Source organism: Sporosarcina soli, assembly GCF_042655805.1.
Lineage (GTDB): Bacteria > Bacillota > Bacilli > Bacillales_A > Planococcaceae > Sporosarcina > Sporosarcina soli.
Genome location: NZ_JBHSNO010000005.1, coordinates 1167220 through 1185942, shown reverse-complemented (window position 1 = coordinate 1185942; position 18723 = coordinate 1167220). Strand labels below are relative to the sequence as shown.

Annotated in this window: 21 protein-coding genes; 17 read left to right on the top strand and 4 right to left on the bottom strand. The window is 44.5% G+C overall.

Features of this window, described 5'->3' with window-relative positions; all coding sequences use genetic code 11:
* Nucleotides 1-4 precede the first annotated feature (4 nt).
* The 9 genes from ACFPRA_RS09675 (at nt 5) to ACFPRA_RS09635 (ending at nt 6521) form a co-directional block, all read left to right on the top strand.
* Entirely contained in the window at nt 5-667 is a 663-nt protein-coding gene (locus ACFPRA_RS09675) for a peptidoglycan DD-metalloendopeptidase family protein (protein ID WP_381433367.1), read from the top strand.
* 340 nt (nt 668-1007) lie between these two features.
* Nucleotides 1008-1280 (top strand): sporulation transcriptional regulator SpoIIID, encoded by a 273-nt coding sequence (locus ACFPRA_RS09670; RefSeq protein WP_239392372.1) that lies wholly within the window; start codon nt 1008-1010, stop codon nt 1278-1280.
* Between the two features lie 632 nt (nt 1281-1912).
* Nucleotides 1913-2905 carry a rod shape-determining protein gene (gene mreB / locus ACFPRA_RS09665; protein WP_381433363.1) on the top strand — a complete coding sequence of 331 codons (993 nt, stop codon included), beginning with the start codon at nt 1913-1915 and terminating at the stop codon, nt 2903-2905.
* Nucleotides 2906-2947: 42 nt separating this feature from the next.
* Nucleotides 2948-3787 carry a flagellar hook-basal body protein gene (locus tag ACFPRA_RS09660; protein WP_381433361.1) on the top strand — a complete coding sequence of 280 codons (840 nt, stop codon included), beginning with the start codon at nt 2948-2950 and terminating at the stop codon, nt 3785-3787.
* Between the two features lie 30 nt (nt 3788-3817).
* Entirely contained in the window at nt 3818-4654 is an 837-nt protein-coding gene (locus ACFPRA_RS09655) for a flagellar hook-basal body protein (RefSeq protein WP_381433358.1), read from the top strand.
* Between the two features lie 91 nt (nt 4655-4745).
* Nucleotides 4746-5054, top strand: coding sequence for a DNA-directed RNA polymerase subunit beta (locus tag ACFPRA_RS09650; RefSeq protein ID WP_381433355.1), 309 nt, complete (start codon nt 4746-4748; stop codon nt 5052-5054).
* A gap of 50 nt (nt 5055-5104) precedes the next feature.
* Nucleotides 5105-5548, top strand: coding sequence for a 3-hydroxyacyl-ACP dehydratase FabZ (gene fabZ / locus ACFPRA_RS09645; RefSeq protein WP_381433352.1), 444 nt, complete (start codon nt 5105-5107; stop codon nt 5546-5548).
* A gap of 96 nt (nt 5549-5644) precedes the next feature.
* Nucleotides 5645-6031, top strand: coding sequence for a hypothetical protein (locus tag ACFPRA_RS09640; RefSeq protein ID WP_381433350.1), 387 nt, complete (start codon nt 5645-5647; stop codon nt 6029-6031).
* Between the two features lie 109 nt (nt 6032-6140).
* Complete coding sequence (locus tag ACFPRA_RS09635) at nt 6141-6521, top strand: hypothetical protein (protein ID WP_381433347.1); 381 nt, start codon at nt 6141-6143, stop codon at nt 6519-6521.
* A 69-nt stretch (nt 6522-6590) separates the two neighbouring features.
* On the opposite strand, the gene ACFPRA_RS09630 is transcribed toward ACFPRA_RS09635, so the two are convergent.
* Nucleotides 6591-7034: a YwpF family protein gene (locus ACFPRA_RS09630; RefSeq protein WP_381433345.1), complete on the bottom strand. Its 444-nt coding sequence runs from the start codon at nt 7032-7034 to the stop codon at nt 6591-6593.
* 281 nt (nt 7035-7315) lie between these two features.
* On the opposite strand from ACFPRA_RS09630, the gene ACFPRA_RS09625 reads away from it, so the two are divergent.
* Together ACFPRA_RS09625 and ACFPRA_RS09620 are read left to right on the top strand one after the other, a co-directional pair.
* Nucleotides 7316-7747, top strand: a complete 432-nt coding sequence (locus ACFPRA_RS09625; RefSeq protein WP_381434847.1) for a single-stranded DNA-binding protein — start codon at nt 7316-7318, stop codon at nt 7745-7747.
* 343 nt (nt 7748-8090) lie between these two features.
* A complete protein-coding gene (locus ACFPRA_RS09620; protein ID WP_381433342.1) occupies nt 8091-8252 on the top strand; it encodes a hypothetical protein in 162 nt (53 codons plus the stop codon).
* A gap of 63 nt (nt 8253-8315) precedes the next feature.
* On the opposite strand, the gene ACFPRA_RS09615 is transcribed toward ACFPRA_RS09620, so the two are convergent.
* From ACFPRA_RS09615 to ACFPRA_RS09605, 3 genes are all read right to left on the bottom strand, one after another.
* Nucleotides 8316-11057 (bottom strand): DEAD/DEAH box helicase, encoded by a 2742-nt coding sequence (locus ACFPRA_RS09615; RefSeq protein WP_381433339.1) that lies wholly within the window; start codon nt 11055-11057, stop codon nt 8316-8318.
* Nucleotides 11054-12634, bottom strand: a complete 1581-nt coding sequence (locus tag ACFPRA_RS09610; RefSeq protein WP_381433337.1) for a hypothetical protein — start codon at nt 12632-12634, stop codon at nt 11054-11056. Before ACFPRA_RS09610 ends, ACFPRA_RS09615 begins: the two co-directional genes overlap by 4 nt.
* Before the next feature lie 66 nt (nt 12635-12700).
* Nucleotides 12701-13150, bottom strand: coding sequence for a helix-turn-helix domain-containing protein (locus tag ACFPRA_RS09605; protein ID WP_381433334.1), 450 nt, complete (start codon nt 13148-13150; stop codon nt 12701-12703).
* A 192-nt stretch (nt 13151-13342) separates the two neighbouring features.
* Here ACFPRA_RS09605 and ACFPRA_RS09600 point away from each other — a divergent pair, with 192 nt between their 5' ends.
* The 6 genes from ACFPRA_RS09600 (at nt 13343) to ACFPRA_RS09575 (ending at nt 18573) form a co-directional block, all read left to right on the top strand.
* On the top strand, nt 13343-13690 hold the full coding sequence (locus ACFPRA_RS09600) for a hypothetical protein (protein WP_381433331.1): 348 nt from the start codon (nt 13343-13345) through the stop codon (nt 13688-13690).
* Between the two features lie 104 nt (nt 13691-13794).
* Complete coding sequence (locus tag ACFPRA_RS09595) at nt 13795-14250, top strand: transcriptional regulator (protein ID WP_381433328.1); 456 nt, start codon at nt 13795-13797, stop codon at nt 14248-14250.
* 375 nt (nt 14251-14625) lie between these two features.
* A complete protein-coding gene (locus ACFPRA_RS09590) occupies nt 14626-15321 on the top strand; it encodes a hypothetical protein (RefSeq protein ID WP_381433325.1) in 696 nt (231 codons plus the stop codon).
* Nucleotides 15314-16579: an efflux RND transporter periplasmic adaptor subunit gene (locus ACFPRA_RS09585; protein WP_381433322.1), complete on the top strand. Its 1266-nt coding sequence runs from the start codon at nt 15314-15316 to the stop codon at nt 16577-16579. Before ACFPRA_RS09590 ends, ACFPRA_RS09585 begins: the two co-directional genes overlap by 8 nt.
* Nucleotides 16580-16731: 152 nt before the next feature.
* The gene (locus ACFPRA_RS09580) at nt 16732-17343 is read left to right on the top strand and encodes a 3'-5' exonuclease (RefSeq protein ID WP_381433319.1); all 612 of its coding nucleotides are present in this window, start codon (nt 16732-16734) and stop codon (nt 17341-17343) included.
* Nucleotides 17344-17439: 96 nt separating this feature from the next.
* On the top strand, nt 17440-18573 hold the full coding sequence (locus ACFPRA_RS09575) for a polysaccharide deacetylase family protein (RefSeq protein ID WP_381433316.1): 1134 nt from the start codon (nt 17440-17442) through the stop codon (nt 18571-18573).
* Nucleotides 18574-18723 lie beyond the last annotated feature (150 nt).

The window sequence follows — 18723 nt, the reverse complement described above, 5'->3', positions numbered from 1 at the left end:
GATAATGCGAGAAGAAAAACCGAAAGCCCCTTCTCAGAAGAACAAAAGTGCAAAGACAAAAAGCTGGTTCTGGCCAATCGTCTATTCGGGTATCGCAATTGTCTTCGTAGGTATGATCTGGGGGTATAATGCATTCATGAAAGAAGATTCCCCAGGCTCGGCAGACATTGCACAACAAGCCCCGAATGACAACCTGGTCGTAGAAACAAACGCATCCAAGGAGACACTCAAATACCCATTCTCTGAAGATCTCCTGGATGACGTAGCGATTCTACAAGATTATTATGACGCAGAAGCATCTGAGGAAGTACGAGAAAATGCCTTACTGGTATTCGACCAACAGTATGTCACAAACACCGGAGTATCCATCTCTGTACTTGGCCAGCCATTCGAAGTGGTCGCTGCAATGAGCGGTACAGTGGCAGAAGTTATTAATGATCCATTCAGTGGCGACGAAATCATTCTATCCCATGCTGACGGTAAGCAAACAATCTACGGTTCCGTTTCCGGTATTCTAGTCAAAAAAGGTGACGAAGTAACCCAAGGTCAACCCCTCGGCACCGCTTCAGAAAATGAATTGAACACAGAGGCAGGCATCCACTTACATTTCGAAGTCCATGAAGATGGCGTCCCTGTCAACCCAGGTTCATACTTGGGATTCCAATAACACACAACGAGCCATTCCTGACTAATCTGGAATGGCTTTTTTCAATGGGATATGAATATTCTTTAAGAATGAGTGAGCATTCCTTCTAAGAGATTAATCTTCTTAGGCGCTCAACCCTTCTTCCAAGCGATCAATCCTCTTCTTAGGCGCTCAACCTCCCTTCCAAGTGATCAATCCTCTTCCCAGGCGCTCAAAAGTTCCTCCAAAAGCTCAATCTCCTCATCCATCCCCCTCCAAAAACCCACAGGAATTCACATCACATCGGCCTAGCATCGCATATCTCACCTTTCGCTCGCATAAGCTAAAGGAAGATTCTGAGCTGACAGGAAAGGAAGAGGGCGTGCACGAGCAAATACGGAGGCGATGCGTGCGCCTCGGAAAAATGTTGCTTGAAACTGGACTTACCGTACGGGCGCTAGCAAAAGCGACGGGCTATTCGAAAAGCACGGTCCACAAAGACCTTACAGAACGTTTACCAAACGTCGATGTGGCACTGGCGGAAGAAGTCGCAAAAATACTTGCCTATCACAAGTCTGTCAGGCATTTACGGGGCGGCGAGGCGACAAGGATCAAATGGATGAACGAAACGAAGAAAGAAGTAGGGAGCAGGTAGTAAAGAAAAGCGTAAGCGCCTGTTTAGGGGTGACAGGCATAAGTCGATCCAGCGACGCGGCGATTTTTGCCGCATAGCTGGATTGCTTATGACCGGAGCCCCTGGCGCCCTACGCTTTTGTTTTATCTTGCTCAATTCAGGTTTCTACATAGGTCACCCAACCAAAGCAATTACGCCTTGGCGTAATTGCTTCCAGATTTTGAATCGAGCTTAAAGCTTGCAGGAAGCAGGTCATACAGTCGTTGCGAATCGAACAGCAAAGGGTTCGATGTGCCTTAATTTCTGCGATATTTGCAGAAATTAAGGCATATTCCTTTTTGGACGTCGCGAACTTAGACTGCCTTCTTTGACTCCTTTTAAAACTGTGACATCCACAGGAGGTTTTATCTTCGTTCAGCAGGCGTTTGGACACCCGCTGAACAGAAAAATAAAACTGTATTCCCCTCATCACCTATAAAGGCAGGTGTCTTCTGTAGCTGACGCTTCGCTTTCAGTACAAAGGCATTTGCTGAATGAAGATAAATGGTTCTAAAGTATGTTCATTAACGGTTAAGTATGGTAAAATAATTTGTTAGGAGCAGTTACATACAACGGATTATCAGATGATGCAGGTGGAAGGGGAAACTGGAACAATGTTTGCAAAAGATATCGGGATTGACCTCGGTACAGCCAACGTTTTGATACATGTAAAGGGAAAAGGGATCGTCTTAAACGAACCATCAGTCGTAGCCATTGATAAGAAATCGAGCAAAGTGCTAGCAGTCGGAGAAGAAGCAAGACAAATGGTCGGAAGGACGCCTGGCAACATTATCGCGATCAGACCGATGAAAGATGGCGTCATCGCAGATTTTGACGTGACGGAAGCGATGCTGCGTCATTTTATTAATAAATTAAATGTCAAAGGTTTTTTATCCAAACCACGCATCCTCATCTGTTGTCCGACGAATATAACAAGTGTCGAACAGAAAGCGATTCGCCAAGCGGCTGAGAAATCAGGCGGCAAAAAAATATTCTTGGAAGAAGAACCGAAAGTTTCCGCAATCGGTGCAGGAATGGATATTTTCCAGCCCAGTGGGAATATGGTAGTCGATATCGGAGGCGGCACGACGGATGTCGCAGTGCTATCGATGGGGGATATCGTCACTTCGCAGTCCATCAAGGTGGCAGGCGATACGTTTGACAATGATATTACACAATACATTAAAAAACAATATAAACTGTTGATTGGGGAACGGACCGCTGAAAACATTAAGATGAATGTCGGAACCGTTTTTCCGAAAGGGCGCAATGAACAAATGGATATCCGTGGCAGGGACATGGTCTCTGGGCTTCCACGCACAATTACCGTCCATTCTGAAGAAATCGGGAATGCGCTGAAAGAGTCTATCTATCTTGTCGTCCATGCTGCAAAATCGGTTTTAGAACAAACACCGCCTGAACTGTCGGCGGACATTATCGATCGGGGTGTTTTCCTGACAGGCGGCGGTGCGTTATTAAACGGCATTGACCAGCTGCTTGCTGAAGAACTGAAAGTCCCCGTCTTCATTTCGGACAACCCTTTGAACTGTGTAGCAATCGGAACGGGGATTTTATTGGATAATATCGACAAAGGTGTTCTGCAATAACGGACAGACACGAATACAATAAGTGAGGCAGGGGATAAGCAAATGTTCCGTGGATTTTATACAGTAGGATCAGGAATGATTGCGCAACAGCGAAAAACAGAGATGCTGGCAAATAATATGGCGAATGCCAATACCCCAGGATTTAAAGCGGAGCAAGCATCGATCCGTTCATTTCCAGAAATGTATATGTCCAGTATCGAGACGGCGCGCATACCGACCGCAAATGGCTTTCAGATGAAAGGACTTTCGCCGGTCGGTGCGGTTTCAACAGGGGTTTACATGCAGGAGACATTGCCGTTATTCATCCAAGGACAATTACGGGAAACCGAACTGACAACGGATGTGGCGCTCATCGACGGTCTCTTGCCGGCAGATGCGGAAACGGGCATTCAAGGTGCGATCTTTTTTAGACTGGAAAATGAAGGCGGCAACGAAGTATATTCGAAAAACGGAAATTTCACATTGGACGCCAATGGCTTTTTGACGCATCCGATGGGCTACTATGTCCTCGACAGTAACGGTCAACGAATTGCGTTGCCAAATGACGATTTCCAGATTACGCCTGAAGGTGTTATCATGGCAGGGGAAACCGCTGTTGCGACAATCGGTGTCTCCTTCGCGGGGCGTCCGGACACGCTTCTGAAGCAAGGAAATGGCTTGTTCGCAACAGAAGATGGGGCGAACTTACCGGATGCAAATGGCGTGGCAGGCGTCACTTATACGATGCAACAGGGTTATTTGGAAGGTTCCAATGTCGATGCCGCACGCACCATGACAGATATGCTGACGGCTTACCGCGCTTTCGAGGCCAATCAAAAAATCCTACAAGCATATGATCGTAGCATGGAAAAAGCAGTCACTGAAGTCGGCCGAGTTAACTGATTACCAGGCATTTGAAAGGAGTACGAGCATATGATACGCACAATGGCGACAGCTACGAATACGTTAAGCCAATTGCAAAACCAAATCGACGTCATTGGCAATAACTTGGCGAACTCAAGCACACATGGCTATAAAGCGAGCCAAGCCAACTTCCATGAATTGCTCTATCAGCAATTCAATAACGACAAAGCGGATGCGGCACCACGTCAATCGCCACCAGGTATCCGTTATGGAGCAGGCGCGGTTCTCGGAGCGGCGCAAATGAATTGGAAAGTCGGCTCCTTGCAAATGACTGGACGAGAACTGGATTTTGCACTGACAGAGCCGAAACAGTATTTCAACATTTTAGCACCCGGCGAAGGCGGGGAACAGACCATTTATACACGCCAAGGAAATTTCTATATTTCGCCTATGGATAATGGACAAGTGATGCTCGTCACGGGAGACGGTTATCCGGTTGCAAATAGTGCCGGCTTACCGATCTTATTTGCCGATGATGCTACTGGCTATTCGGTCAGAACTGGCGGCATCCTTGAAGTGAGACATACAGACGGCACAGTGGAAGCGATTGAAATGGGGATCACCGTCATGGAACGCCCCAACTTGATGACGCGACTTTCGGCGGCGAACTTCGGTCTTCCGGAAAACTTGGCGGATCTCGGTGTTACACAACAAGATGTCCTGACTGAGTTACAAGGGGATGCGCGTAACAGAATTGGTATGGAGAACCAAGCACTCGAAGCATCGAATGTCAATATGCAAAAAGAAATGACGGATCTCATTGCTGTCCAACGCTCCTACCAGTTCAATGCACGGGCAGTCACATTAGCGGACCAGATGCTTGGTCTTATCAATGGCATCCGCTGATCGATCGAATAAAGATAAAAGAACTCAACCTCCATTCACAGCAAGATACACTTTTCAAAAGGTTGGGAACTGGAATTAGGGAGTACTTTGAATGACGAATGAAAAACGAAACGTTGTGAACCGAAAGAGGGAGCGGACGGTAGAACCGATGACGCGTTCATCCCGTCGGCAACGCCCTGTTCAGAAGGAGGCATCTGTATCACCGCGAAAGGCATGGGTACAGATTCGCCTTCTTCCGATTTGGTTACGCATCGTGCTTGTCCTGTTACTACTTATAGGAGCGGCAATCTCTGGTATGATGGTTGGCTATGGGTATATTGGCGACGGAGAACCCCTCGATGCCCTAAAAAAAGAGACATGGGTTCATATCCTCGATATTATGAACGGGAAAGAGTCGTAAAGGCTCTTTCATTTTTCCAGATAAATACATAACAAGGAAGGTGTATGGACATGCTAACAGCAGAACAAATACAGGCTATTTTACCACATCGCTATCCATTTCTAATGATTGATCGAATTCTTGAAGTGGAGGAAGGTAAACGTGCGGTCGGCATTAAAAATGTCACAATCAACGAAGAATTTTTCAATGGTCATTTTCCGGGCTATCCTGTCATGCCAGGTGTTTTGATTGTGGAAGCACTCGCACAAGTTGGTGCAGTGGCTATGTTACAAAAAGAGGAAAACAAAGGACGACTTGCTTTTTTTGCAGGGATCGATAACTGCCGGTTCAAACGACAAGTAACACCGGGGGATACATTGCGACTGGAAGTGGAAATTACAAGATTGCGCGGTTCCATCGGCAAAGGAAAAGCACGTGCAACAGTCGACGGCGAAATAGCATGTGAAACCGAAATTACATTTGCTCTTGGGCCGATCGTGTCGAAAGAGGACTAAATTTGCGAATAACATGGAATTTAGTTACAATGGACAGTAAAGTGCAGTTGCAAGAGACAACGATTGCACTTCTAAAGCGGGAGGTAACAAATCAGTATGTTTAAAGATCTTTCTCCGAATTTGAAAAGCAGTATCACCAGGTCAATTACACAAACTTTTGAACAATACATGAGCGACATTGACTGGTCTGAAGAAAAATTTAGTATTGATGACTATATTGCCGCTTGGCGCGAATATATAACGACAAAAGCCCTTTGGTACACGAAGATTCCAGATGATATGAAAAGGGATCCGAAATTTCACGAAGACCTTGCACAGCGCATCAATGAAATCATCGGACGCATCCTTAGTGAGCCGCCATCTGAAGAACAGATTGCGACGATTCAAATCATGCAGGAAAAGCTTAATACTCATTATGAGTATGCTTGTAAAGCAGAAGCGGTATACGTCGAAACATTGCTGAAAAATCATTTGGAAATATAAAAACAAAAGCTAAAAAATTACAGGGATAGCTCTTTCTTTTCTGGTCAACCTACAAAGTATCATACAGATTTGTATGGTAGACGGCTTGTGGAAAGGAGGGAAACTCTTCATGGTCAAAAAAGCGATACCACTTGTTCTCATGTCAGGACTTGTATTGACGGCATGTACCACTAACAATACAGTCCCGAACAACAACGAAACGCCAATGGAAAGTTTGGAGGATCGTACTCGGGACTGGACGCCTCGCGTAAATGATGAGCGAACTGGACCGGACTTTGACGGTCTTGATAACGATCGCGGTGTCAACCGTAATGGTGGGATTATCAATGATAACAACGGTGTACGTAATGGTGTCATCAATGATGACAACAATATACGTAACGGTGTAATCAATGATACGAACCCGAACGGTGTCATGAATGATGGAACCACGACAACCCCACGTGAAGACATCATTATTGAAGATGATCGTAATCGAAATAACCGCTAACCACAAGCCGTAAAAAACCGCTTCGATAATAATCGAAGCGGTTTTTCCTTTGCAGAAAAGTTTCCAGTATTAATTTTCCGCTGTATTTTTATCTTTCTTCAAGCGTGGACGAGAACGCATATCGGCTTCAAAGCGGTGGAGAAGCTCTTCACCTTCCAAACCTTCCCCGATCAATTCTTCCAATAACTGCTCTGCATATTGGGCACGTGCCCGTTTCAATCTTCCCTTCAATAAGACCGAAATATTTTCCCCGATTTGTTTCACAGCTTCGACTGTGACACGAAAAGCAGCAGGTTCATTTTCTGGATAGGAGATGACTACCTTTGCTTCGAGCAACGCTTCTTCGGCTTTCCATCTTTCAAAAGACGCCTGATGCTTTTGATCAAGGAACATTTCCAATATCCACAAATGATGGCTATTTTCCTGATTGATGATTATTCCGTCGATCAGTGGAAAGTCCAATAAATGATTTTCATTTACGATTCCGACGGATAGCATTTTGAATGTTTTCATCGCCATTCTCCCCATTCATTTTCCCTTAAGTATACCATAGACACCTACTCGGACAGAAAAAAAGAAAAAATCCCGAATTTAAATTGTCATGAAATCGGTGCAATTCTGCCAAGTGGATCATGCCGCGATTGATAACCGGTAGCACACAGGAGCGTTCTTTTAAATAACAAATATCAAGCGCCTAAACAGTCGAAATTTGCAATATGCGAAGTTGCCTTGAGGAAATGAACAATTGTAGTATTAAGCCAAGTTAATCGAAAGGAGGGAAACCATTGAATCAGGTGGCACTGGTAGGTCGTATTACAAAAGATCTGACACTTCGTAAAGTGTCTGGTGGAAGGGTCCAAGGGAGCTTCATACTTGCGGTAAACCGAAACTACAAAAATCGACAAGGGGAGGTGGATACAGACTTTGTACTCTGTACGTTGTGGGGGAAACTCGCTGAGAATGCCGCAAAGCATTGTGGAAAAGGGTCTTTGATTGGCGTAGGCGGGAGGATTCAATCCAGGACATATGAACGCGAAGATAAAAGTCGGGTCTATGTAACAGAAGTGATCGGTGATGAAATCCGTTTTCTGGTTACCAAAAAACGGAGTACAGAAAACTTGTATGCTGAACCTGTGACGAGTACTGCGCAGCCGGAAAAAAGAGAAAATGAATCAATACATTTTCATTTGCCAGAGCGTGAGACAGAAGAATTACCGATTTTCTAATAAGACGACAGACAGCGTCATCTGAAAAAATGAACGACAAGGGGGCAGGATCGCCGGACGACAAGCCGGGACAATCATAACAGTAATGAGGAATAGGACTACGTAAAAAATGGGAAAACGGAACGCAAACGGATTGGGGATCCGAAACGTTCCAATCGTACATCAAACTCGCCAGATGCAACCGGAGCATCTGCAAAGCTAAAGTTCAGGGAATGAAAAATACTGCTATCCGCTTATCAAGCGGATACTTACCGCCACGCTACGCACATATATGGACATGAAGGCGGAGACCGCTTTCGCCTTCATGCTCCTCAATCACAATTGAAAGAAGGGAATGGGCTATATGCATACATTAGATAAAGAAGTGAAACGATTGGAGATGCAAATCGGACAGCTCGTCAGTATCATTGCAAATTTAAATGATCGCCTAAACCGGCTAGAAGACAGTGAACGCAAGAACAAAATAAGGAGTATCCGTAAAATCCAATTAGCAGAACGAATCTAACGAGCCGGACAAAACCCGAAAAGACCCCGGAGCGATCGAAGTCTCCGAGGCCATCTTGTATATTCAGCGATCAAACGAAAGGAGCTCATCCAATTCACGATCGGTCAATTCGGTCAACCATTGACTCGATTGGATAAGGTCTGCGGACAGTGCCGCTTTCTCCTCAAGCATTTTATCAATTTTTTCTTCAATCGTCCCGATCGTCACGAATTTATGGACATGGACGAACTTCGTTTGACCGATGCGATAAGCCCGGTCTGTCGCTTGATTTTCCACTGCCGGGTTCCACCAACGATCCGCGTGGAGGACATGATTGGCACCAGTTAAATTCAAACCGGTGCCCCCAGCTTTCAAGGAGAGAATGAAGATCGGAAATTCACCGTCTTGGAACGCTTCCACTAAACGATCGCGTTGTCCTTTCGGCATGCTGCCCGTCAGGAAAGGTGCATCGATCGCATATAACTCGGACAGGCACTGTCGGATCAATTGCCCCATTCCGATATACTGGGTGAAAATGAGACATTGTTCGCCATTACCGGCAATATCTCCAGCCATGGACACAATGCGATCCAGCTTCTCAGAGCGGGACATCATTTGCATCGCTGAAGTATTTGGTTCTTTTAAGAATAAAGCCGGATGGTTACAAAGCTGCTTTAATCGGCTTAACATTTTTAAGATAAGACCCTTCCGCTCAAAACCGGTTAGCGTCTCCAATTTGAACTTCGTCTCTTCCAGAAAACTTTCGTACAGAGCCGCCTGCTCAGTCGTCAACGGACAATACTCATTCTGTTCGAGCTTTTTCGGTAAGTTGAGTTGCAATTCAGGATCATTCTTTGTCCTGCGCAAAAGGAATGGTCGGATTTTAGCCCGAAGCTTCCTTTTCACGGCTTCGGAATCATCACGTTCGATCGGAATGATATAATCATCCGTGAATTTCCGGAAACCGCCGAAATACCCTTTATGGATAAAATCGAAAATGGCCCATAGCTCAGACAAGCGGTTTTCAATGGGGGTGCCTGTCAACGCAATATGATGTTGACCGTGAAGTTTCCGAATGGCACGCGACTGCTTTGTCTGCATATTTTTGATGTTTTGGGCTTCGTCGAGCGTAATACTCGCGAATTCCGTTTCCGCAAGCATCTCGCCGTCTTGGGTGCTCGTACCGTATGTCGTGAGAATGATATCGGGCTTCAGTTGCTCGATCCGTTCTTTGAATTGTTCATCTTTAGCTCGGGACGGTCCGTAATGGGTATAGACGGAAAGCGTCGGTGCAAAGCGTTCAATTTCTTTTTGCCAGTTGCCGAGAACGCTGGTCGGACAGATGATCAAAGAGGGGGTGGCAGTCTCTGCTCTGCCATGGACGTTCAGTAAATACGTAATGAGCTGAATCGTTTTTCCGAGCCCCATATCATCCGCTAGGCATGCACCGAAACGGTTATCGCGCATGAAAACGAGCCAATTATAGCCCTCTTCTTGATAAGGCCGTAATTCGGCATGTAAATCTTTTGAAATACCTGTTGCTGGAAGACCCTTCTTATCAGAAAGCATTTCCATATAGTTGCGCAACGACTGTTGCATTGTGAAGGCGAAGAGAGGATCATCCAGCTCTTCATCTTCCTCCAAAGGAATAAATTCCTCAGGGATATCTTGGAACAAAAGATCTTTTACCGTCCATTCTCCGGCATCCGCCCGGTCCATCAATTCGCGGATTTTCTTAAGCCAAAGTGGATCGATATGGAACCATTGGTCGCCAGCACGAATATATTCCCGATTTTCGTCAACGAGTTTACGGAAAGAGTCACGATCAATCTCATGCCCAGCAAGTGAGAAATTCCAGTCGAAAGAGAGGACCTCATCCAAGCCGGTTGCGGATTTATACGAGTGGGTATCCGCATTAGTCCGGATACGCATTCTCGATTCGGTTACGGACTTCAGCCATGCAGGCAAAATGATGGGATAACCGAATGATTGCAATAAGGCTAAATCATGTTGGATAAATAAGCGGACTTCCGCATCTGCCATCGATTGGGATAAAAAACTTTCCTGGAATGAAAGCTCAACAGATGTGATAAAAGACGTCATTTCAGCTTGCCTTTTTGTAATTTCTTTAGCATACGGCTTCCATTTGGCAGGCAACGCTTCCTCGATAGGTGAAAGTAATTTACGGACGGCAGGTGCCCAGTGCGTACCGCGTTCGCTGACAATGACAGTTTCAAGCAGCCATTCACTATCCGAATCATCTTCAGGCTCGGTCAGACGGAAAGCGACATTGACTGGGATAGCAGAACTGGTTTCGCCAGGCCAACCAAATTGTTTTAGATGCGGCAAGAGAGCAGGGAATTGATCGGGATGAATGGCGGTTGTCGTCAGCTTCCCACGGACGGCATCATGGATGAAATAGGCCGCTTCTTTCGAAATACCTGCTTGGTCGTAGTTAAAACGGATATCGTTATCGTCTACTTCAGCGTAGTTCCATATGTCTGCCTTCATCCATGCATCGGATGCTTCTTGGATGGAAGTGATAGCAGTATCGTCTTTCTTAGCCAACCCTTGAAAGGATACATAGGGATGCATATCGGAAAAAGCATGTAGCAACTGATCGGCCCTCAATTGTAAATGATGTTCACCCGTATGGGCAAGCAGGCCGAACAGTTCCCGTTCATTGCTGAAAAATAAATAAGAAGCCAGTTCATCAGGTGCCAACGTAAAATCATGTTCATCTTTGGCGAGAAGAGTGAATTGCCCCTCTTCCGTCCGTTCGATATCCAGTTGGAGAGTACGTTTTAATGTGAATTGTTCATTCATAAGTTCAGATTTCCCTTCTCCATCTCTTCCATTAACGCGCGCAGTCTGCGGTTTTTTTCACGCACTGTATCGATATATTGATTCCAAAAATCGATTTTCCCACTTTTTTTCGCTCCGGTTTTCATTTTCTTGAATAATTTGACCGCCCGTCGATAGCTATGCCGATTTTTTTCCTGTATGCATTTCATGGCGTACGTATGGAGAAGAGGTATAACAGCAACCGGATCTTTCGCCAAAGCCAATTTCAGTCCCCCGGCATCCGCACTATCTAAAGAAACACCATATCGATGCATCAGTGCTGCCCATTCGGCAAAGCGTTCCCGTTCAACGAGGAAATCGGCATAGACATCGACGCCGGCAGTGCCATATTGGGAAAACATTTCTTCCCGCAATTTTTCAGGGAAATCGGCCGCTTCAAGCAACCCATCGATCGTGCGCACAAATAATGGACGATTGGAAACTGCAATCGCATTGTTCACATATTCGCCGATGAATGGGGAAATCGCATGCATCATAACGGATAGCGTTTCGATCTCTTCTAACCCTTCCGCCAGTTGGGCAAGTGGGAGCCACAGTTCGACATGATTCGCATCCATGTCTTTGGCAAGCTCTTTCACTTCTTCATGATTGCCTTGCATCAAGTGGAAAAAAGCGATGAAGATACGGGCTTCTTCAGAAGGGTCTTTTGAAAGAATCGTCATTTCCGTAGCACGTTCTTTTGGATTGGGATAAAGATGTTCCCAAAAGAGACGATACACTTGAAAGCGTTTCTCGAAAAGACCGGGATGCCGAAGTGCAAATGTCCGGACGAGTTCTTTTAATCGTTCATGGAAAGCATCCGTTTCAAATAGTTTAGGCTTTGCTCCGATTGCAGAAATGCAAGCTTGCAGTTTATCAAGTTGCTCGATCAGCCAATTTTGTATATACCATTTGCCATATTGAAAAGAAGCAAAATTGCCGTTTAAGTGAGTTTGTATATAAGCCCAACCTGCATCCAAGAGATGCAAGCGATAATACAGCTCAAATAGCGGTTTCCACTCCCATTCAAATGGGGTGAGCGGAATCGCTTTTTGATCGATTAAGGAAGATTCATGGATGAAGATACCGGGATTATCAGATTGATCAAACGTTCGAAGTGGTTGAGTTAAACGTGACAGAACGTCAATCCATGCATCGGGCGTACGCTCGGATATGGACAGAGCGAGCTGCTGGGATTCCGCTCTTCGCCATTCATGCAGCCAGTCCGTCAAAGAATGGAATTGGGAATAGAGATGGAATACAGTGGCGATCCGATGCGAGCACCAGCCGAAGGAGCCGCAAGTGCATGCTGTCTCCATGCGGTCGAATGAAAGCCGGACATCCGCCGGGACGCCACCTTCCAAGGAGATCATGAAGTCTTCCGGATTTGCCCCGTAGCGATAGGAAGTTATCGCATTATTTCTTACGAGCGTGACAGCCCGTCTTATTGCGAGCGCATCGGCTTCTATTCCAGGCCGGAGAGTATGTTGAATTTCATACATAAAGTCGGAAATTTGATTTTCGTGCAGGTAGGAAATGCGTTCTACCGTCATGTTCATTGGACCACTCCCTCAGAAAAGCATTCCCTCCATTATACCGCTTTTCAGCCCGGGAGTTAAATAATCTCATTCGGTATCTTGTTCTTTTACGTATTTCAGGAACAAAGAGAGCAACGCTTTATTGGAATTCAAGTAATTCCGTCGATCCTTTTTCGTCATTTGCGAAATAATCGCCACAAATTCCCTTAGTTCTGGACTTTCTTCAAACAATTGCCGATGCCGATCGATAAAACTGTCCATATATTTTTCCTGCACTTCGGCCGCTTTGACAGGTTGTGAAATATTTGGATCCCGCACTGCTTTTAAAGGTGTACCAAGGATCATGGCCAAAAAGTAATCGTCTGGAATGGAAAAAGTCTCTTTGACGACGGGAAGTAAATCATTTGGGAATCCCCGTTCACTGCGTTCATAATTCGATAAGGCAGCCGGATCGATTTTTAATTCATAGGCCGCTTCAAGCTGTTTCATACGCAAATATTCTTCTCGATATTCCTTGAATTGTTTACCAAAATGCATAACCGTTTCCCCTCTCTCTTTTTTGACAACCGTATAGAAGTAATAAGGGGATTAATTAAAAACCAACGAAACGTTGATAAATATTTGGAGTACGTTGGTTTTCTTGAAAGAAAGGAAATTTATTGTAAGGATAATAGATGGTTTTACTCATTAGAGAAATCGTTACTTTCAGCATGATCGGAGGAATAGAAATTGGAAGAATACGTAGTGAAAATACCAAATCTGGAATCACTTTTTTTTGAAACAAAAGATTTGTATGAAAACGTCACCCAATTAGTAGATCAGACATCTAATCCATCGAGTAATCTCATATACTTAAAAGAAGAACGCAAACTGTATCTTCGATCGGTTTCATTCGGTACGTTAGCTTTTCAATTTGTTTCTCTCGACTTTGAAAACAATCAGATCCACTTCAAATGTTCGGACGAATCAATCGGGGATGCAAATCGTCAAATCTACGAATTTCTCACTACTTTACGCTGGAATTTTCAGCCGAAAAAAATGTCTTACGTAATGGAACGGAGGGCGAAGTTCAACTAAAAAAAACATCAAATTGAATACAAACGAAGCAATATCATTCACATATTAGCCACAAATGTGATAGAATACTAATAATCGGAATATTCAATAATGGAGGGAGAAAGATGCTATCAATCCAGAGGGTCACCCCATTTTTTACATCTCAAGAGGATTTTCGTTTACGCCTTGTGTTTGCTTACCAGTATTTCTCCATTGTCAAAGGTGGTGAGGTATTTCAGTTCATACCTTCTGAAGGAAAAGAAATTGTCATTAATATGAAGAGCTTACAAGTCGAAAACCTAGGGGAAGTATTTGTGTTCCAACGGGGCAACCGATTTATTCGACTACCTTTGTATCAATTGCTCCTCATATCAGATCTCCATACGCATTTGACAATTATTCTAGAAGGGGCGGTCAATATGGAAACGGAAGAGAAAATGCCGGAAGTCGTCATACTGGAAGCCGAAGGGATTATTGAACAGTTAGAAGTGGAGAACAGATTGCGGATGATCGATTATGCACTTGAAACAGACAATGTACAGATGTTTAATGAACTAACGGAAGGACTGCAGCAAAAGTGAATAGTGAAACTTGAAAAGGCACCTGTCGAACAGCAGTTAACGATAGGTGTTTTTTTTGATCTTGTTAAAGGAAAATAACAATGAAATTGTCAAAATAACAAGGAGACTCTCGTGTATCAGTTCGCCCTTCTTCCTTGTTGTCTGCAAAAATGTCGATTTCCCGGGAAATAAGTGAAAGGGAAATTTCCCGAAGAATCGATCGGGTTTTCCTTATTCAGCAGTTAGCGTTTTTAAGAGAAGAGGATGAAAAGTGGCCAACATCTTCATCATTTTCACGTTCTAACGTTGCAAAACTCTCAATTTTTGCTAAAGTAATCTATAGGATACTATGATTTACACAAATTCAGCGATGGTTAGCAGAAAGGGATTACCGCTATGTTTTTCGACTTTAAATTTTGGCATTTCCTGACGGACCCCCAGCAGTTGTCGAGCCGACTTCAAACATCCGAGATGCGCGGCTTCAACAAACGTGTAGCGGCGGTCTTTCTATTTGGCATCCTCCTATTCGTCTTTCGCGAAATATGGGGAATGGGCACGGAATCCATTACACCATTACTCCCGACGATGACGGCGACCGATTATACAATTGCGCGCTATGCCTCATTGGTCGGCACGATTCTATGGGCACTTGTCTATCTGTCCTTTCATTTCTTCGGTTTTGCCTACATACTGAGCCTGCTTACAGCGATTCCGTTTCAAAAGCTTCTGCCAATGCAATTGCTGATGACAGGGTTATTATTAATTGAAAAAACATTGGTCTTGATCGTCTTTATGATGAAAGGCGCGACTGCAAGTGTATCGTTTTTGTCTTTTGGACCACTTGCCGTTACATTTCTAGACTCTTACTATCTTATCTTATTTCTAAATCAATTGACCATTACGACTGCTTTAATTCTTACATTCCAGTTTCGATTTATCCGTTCATATAGCGGGATTACTGAAAGAAAAGGTTGGTTCTGGATTTTATTTGGCATCCATATTGGAATGGCACTGATCGTGGCAAGTGTGGGTCTTATTCCATTTGAGAGTCTATTTCATTCACTTGTAGAAAGAGGTGTCGGCCATGAATAAAAGAATGAATATCGCCGTCGCCATTGCGATCAGTTCGTTTATAGCCATGAACTTCTATCTTTTATTCTCCGACAAAAGCGTCATACCGAAATCCGTGTACATCGATCGTTATGAACAAATGGGAGCCCATCATGTCCAACAGGAAATTGGAAAAGAGGGCCTTGTTGCACCGTTTGAAACGTATACTGTTTACGTAGGTCGTGAAGAGACGGTCGATACATGGTTTGTTCAAGAAGGGGATCATGTCGATGTCGGCGATAATCTTGCCTTCTTGCAAACGGAACATGTAGAAGGGCAGCGCGCGATTTGGGAAGCTGACCTTCAAGCCCTGGACGAACAGGAATCCGCGCTTTTAAGCCTCATTTCCAATTTAGAATCGGAGCGTAAATACTCCGCTAACGACAGCTCTGCCAATGTTTCAGAAAAAGTCGAAGGAGAATGGGCTGTCGATGTTCAAGTCGATGTGAAACAGGACGCCTCTTTTGCGCAAGCCATTTCAGCAGCGGAACAAGAGCTGGCTCTGATTGAACGTCAACGGGTAGTCGTGGAGGCGCAGCTTGCACAAAACACGACAAAGCCTGCCTTAGTCAGTCCCGTTGAAGGCATTGTTTCCAACATAACGCGCCATGGCACGATGCTTGCCGTTGATATTTTCAGTTCACAAAGAATTGTGGTCACCTATGCGAAAAATAAAGAATGGCAACAAATCGAAAACGGGGATCGTGTACTGATCCAAGGGGATGGCGTTGAAGAAGTGTTGGAAGGAACCGTCTTATCGGTGTCCATGGCACCTGCGTCCGATAACGAATGGCTCCGTACGTACAAAGCGTTGGATGACGAAACGATCACCAATCCGCTTGCCTATTATGAAGTTCGTATTCTATTCGATTCAGACTTGGAATCAATCCCGTTCGGAACAGACGTCAACGCGGTCGTCATTGTCAATGAAGCGCAAGACGCTATCACCATAAATGATAAATGGCTCCATCGTTCTTACAAGGAATCTGCGTCCGTCTGGAAAATCGATGACACAGGACATGCCCAATTGACTACTATCGAGACGCCATTCAGTTGGCAATCACGCGCAGTCGTATCGGAAGGTTTACAAATTGGGGACATTGCCCTAGACAAACCGGATTTATCGCAATATGGGGATGCTCCTAGGGTATTTATGGCACTCCCTACGGATATGCCGACAAAGTCCCAATGGAGAACGTTTGGATGGCGCAATTATATCAAATATGGGTTGATTAAATAAGGAAATGTACTATAAAAAGGGAATTCCTGCATTGTTATATAAGGGAATTCCCTTTTTTGTGTAGAAAAGAGGGATACCTCTTGTAGTTATGGGTATAGAGTAGTATAAGTAATAAGTAGGAATCGGATTTTTCTGGAAAAGGAAGTGGTCCTATGTCAGACACACATGAAAGAGCGAGAGAATTGCTTCGCCTTAAACCGAAGCAGCAAAATTGGGGGGCAAGAAGAGCCGCGAGAAATAAAAAATACAATTCTTCCTCCAAAGTGGTAAACGATTACATTGTCCTTGATTTCGAAACGACAGGCTTTCGCGCGGGAGCGGATCGAATCATCCAAATTGGCGCCATTAAATACGCAGATCATGAAGTAGCAGAAATGTTTACGACCTTCATTAATCCCTTGCGCCATATACCGCTGTCCGTTACAAGACTGACTGGTATTTCAAATGAAATGGTCGAAAGCGCACCAGTGATCGAAGAAAAAATCCATGAGCTGATCGACTTCATCGGAGAATTACCGATCATTGCACACAATGCCTCGTTTGATATGGGTTTTCTATATGCGCTAGAGAACATCGAAGGAGTCGAAATTCCAGCTTACACCGTCATCGATACGGTCAAACTTGCCCGCAAAAAAATTACCCAATCGACCGATCATCGATTGACGACGTTAACCAATTATTTGCAGCTGGAACATGACGCGCATGACGCAATAGGCGACTGTCTAGCTACGGCCGCCATCTATCAATATTGTATCCAAAATTAGGGAAATGAGTCACTGTGCATAAGACGGCTCTAAAAGAATACACTATAGTGAAGAGTTCTATTTTCATGAAAAATATACGGAAATGGGGCAAACGAGATGAAAAATAGCTTATTAGCGATTTTTATAGCTGGCCTAATCAGTTTAGCTTTCGGCATAGGAAAAAGCGAAGCTGCCATCATGAAAACAAGCCACCATGTTGGCCTCCATGACCGTTTGCTTGACATTGAAGATGTTCGCGTCATCGATAACGATATGAAAGTACCGCTCGATGAAATCGCAAAAGTCCTTTATATACCGGTGGAAACCGAAGCGGGGAACACAATCATCCGCAAGCGCGGCATTGAAATCGTGTATAACGAAGCGACAAACCTCATTTTACAAGATGGAAAAGAACTGACATGGTCCCCGATTGTCGATATCGACGGCACCATTTACATTAGTGTAAAATACATCGCCCGTGAAATTGGCTTCAAGGTCGAATATTTTCCAAAACAAAAAACGTTGCGAATTTACCGCGATGACTATGAGCATATGAGCCATTCAGATTATGAAAAACATATCGCCAATCTTTTGGCAAAAAAAGAAGCATCCAAACCGGCCGCGAAAGCGACCGTCTATCTCACATTCGATGACGGTCCAAACAAATACACGAAGATCAACAACAATACCCTTAAAGAATACAATGTTCAAGGCACCTTCTTCTTCCTCGGTAACTATATGAAAAACAACGAAGAAATCGTGCAAACCGTCGCTGAAGCAGGACATTACATCGGTTCACATAGCATGACCCACGACCAAAACAAAGTCTACAAATCGACGAAATCGTTCATTGACGAAATGAGTGGGGGCATCGATCTGATCCATGAAATCACCGGTATCGACAGCAAACTAATTCGCGTCCCCTATGGTAGTAAACCGCATGTCACACCTGCCATGCAACAAGAGCTAACAGCACTCGGTTACAAAATGTGGGACTGGAACGTCGACTCCAACGACTGGAAATACACAGACAAACAAGTCGATAAAATCATCGAAAATGTCCAAAATGGCGTCCAAAAAGCCCATCGATCCGGCGAGCAAAACATCATCATTCTGATGCACGACCGCAGCCAAACAACAAAAGCACTACCCGAAATCATCCAATGGCTCCAACAAGAAGGCTACACCATCAAACCATACGAACCCGACCACCATATCACCCAAAACTTCCTAAACGACATCACTCTATAACCCTAAAAACCGCCAGTGACGGCGGTTTTTTTGATGGAATTAAATTGAGACGTGCCGCGCTCAAAGATTCTGCTAAGTGATCAAAGCGCCATTCCCCGCGCTCAAAGAGTTCCCTAAGTGATTAAAACGCTACCCCAGCGCTCAAAACAC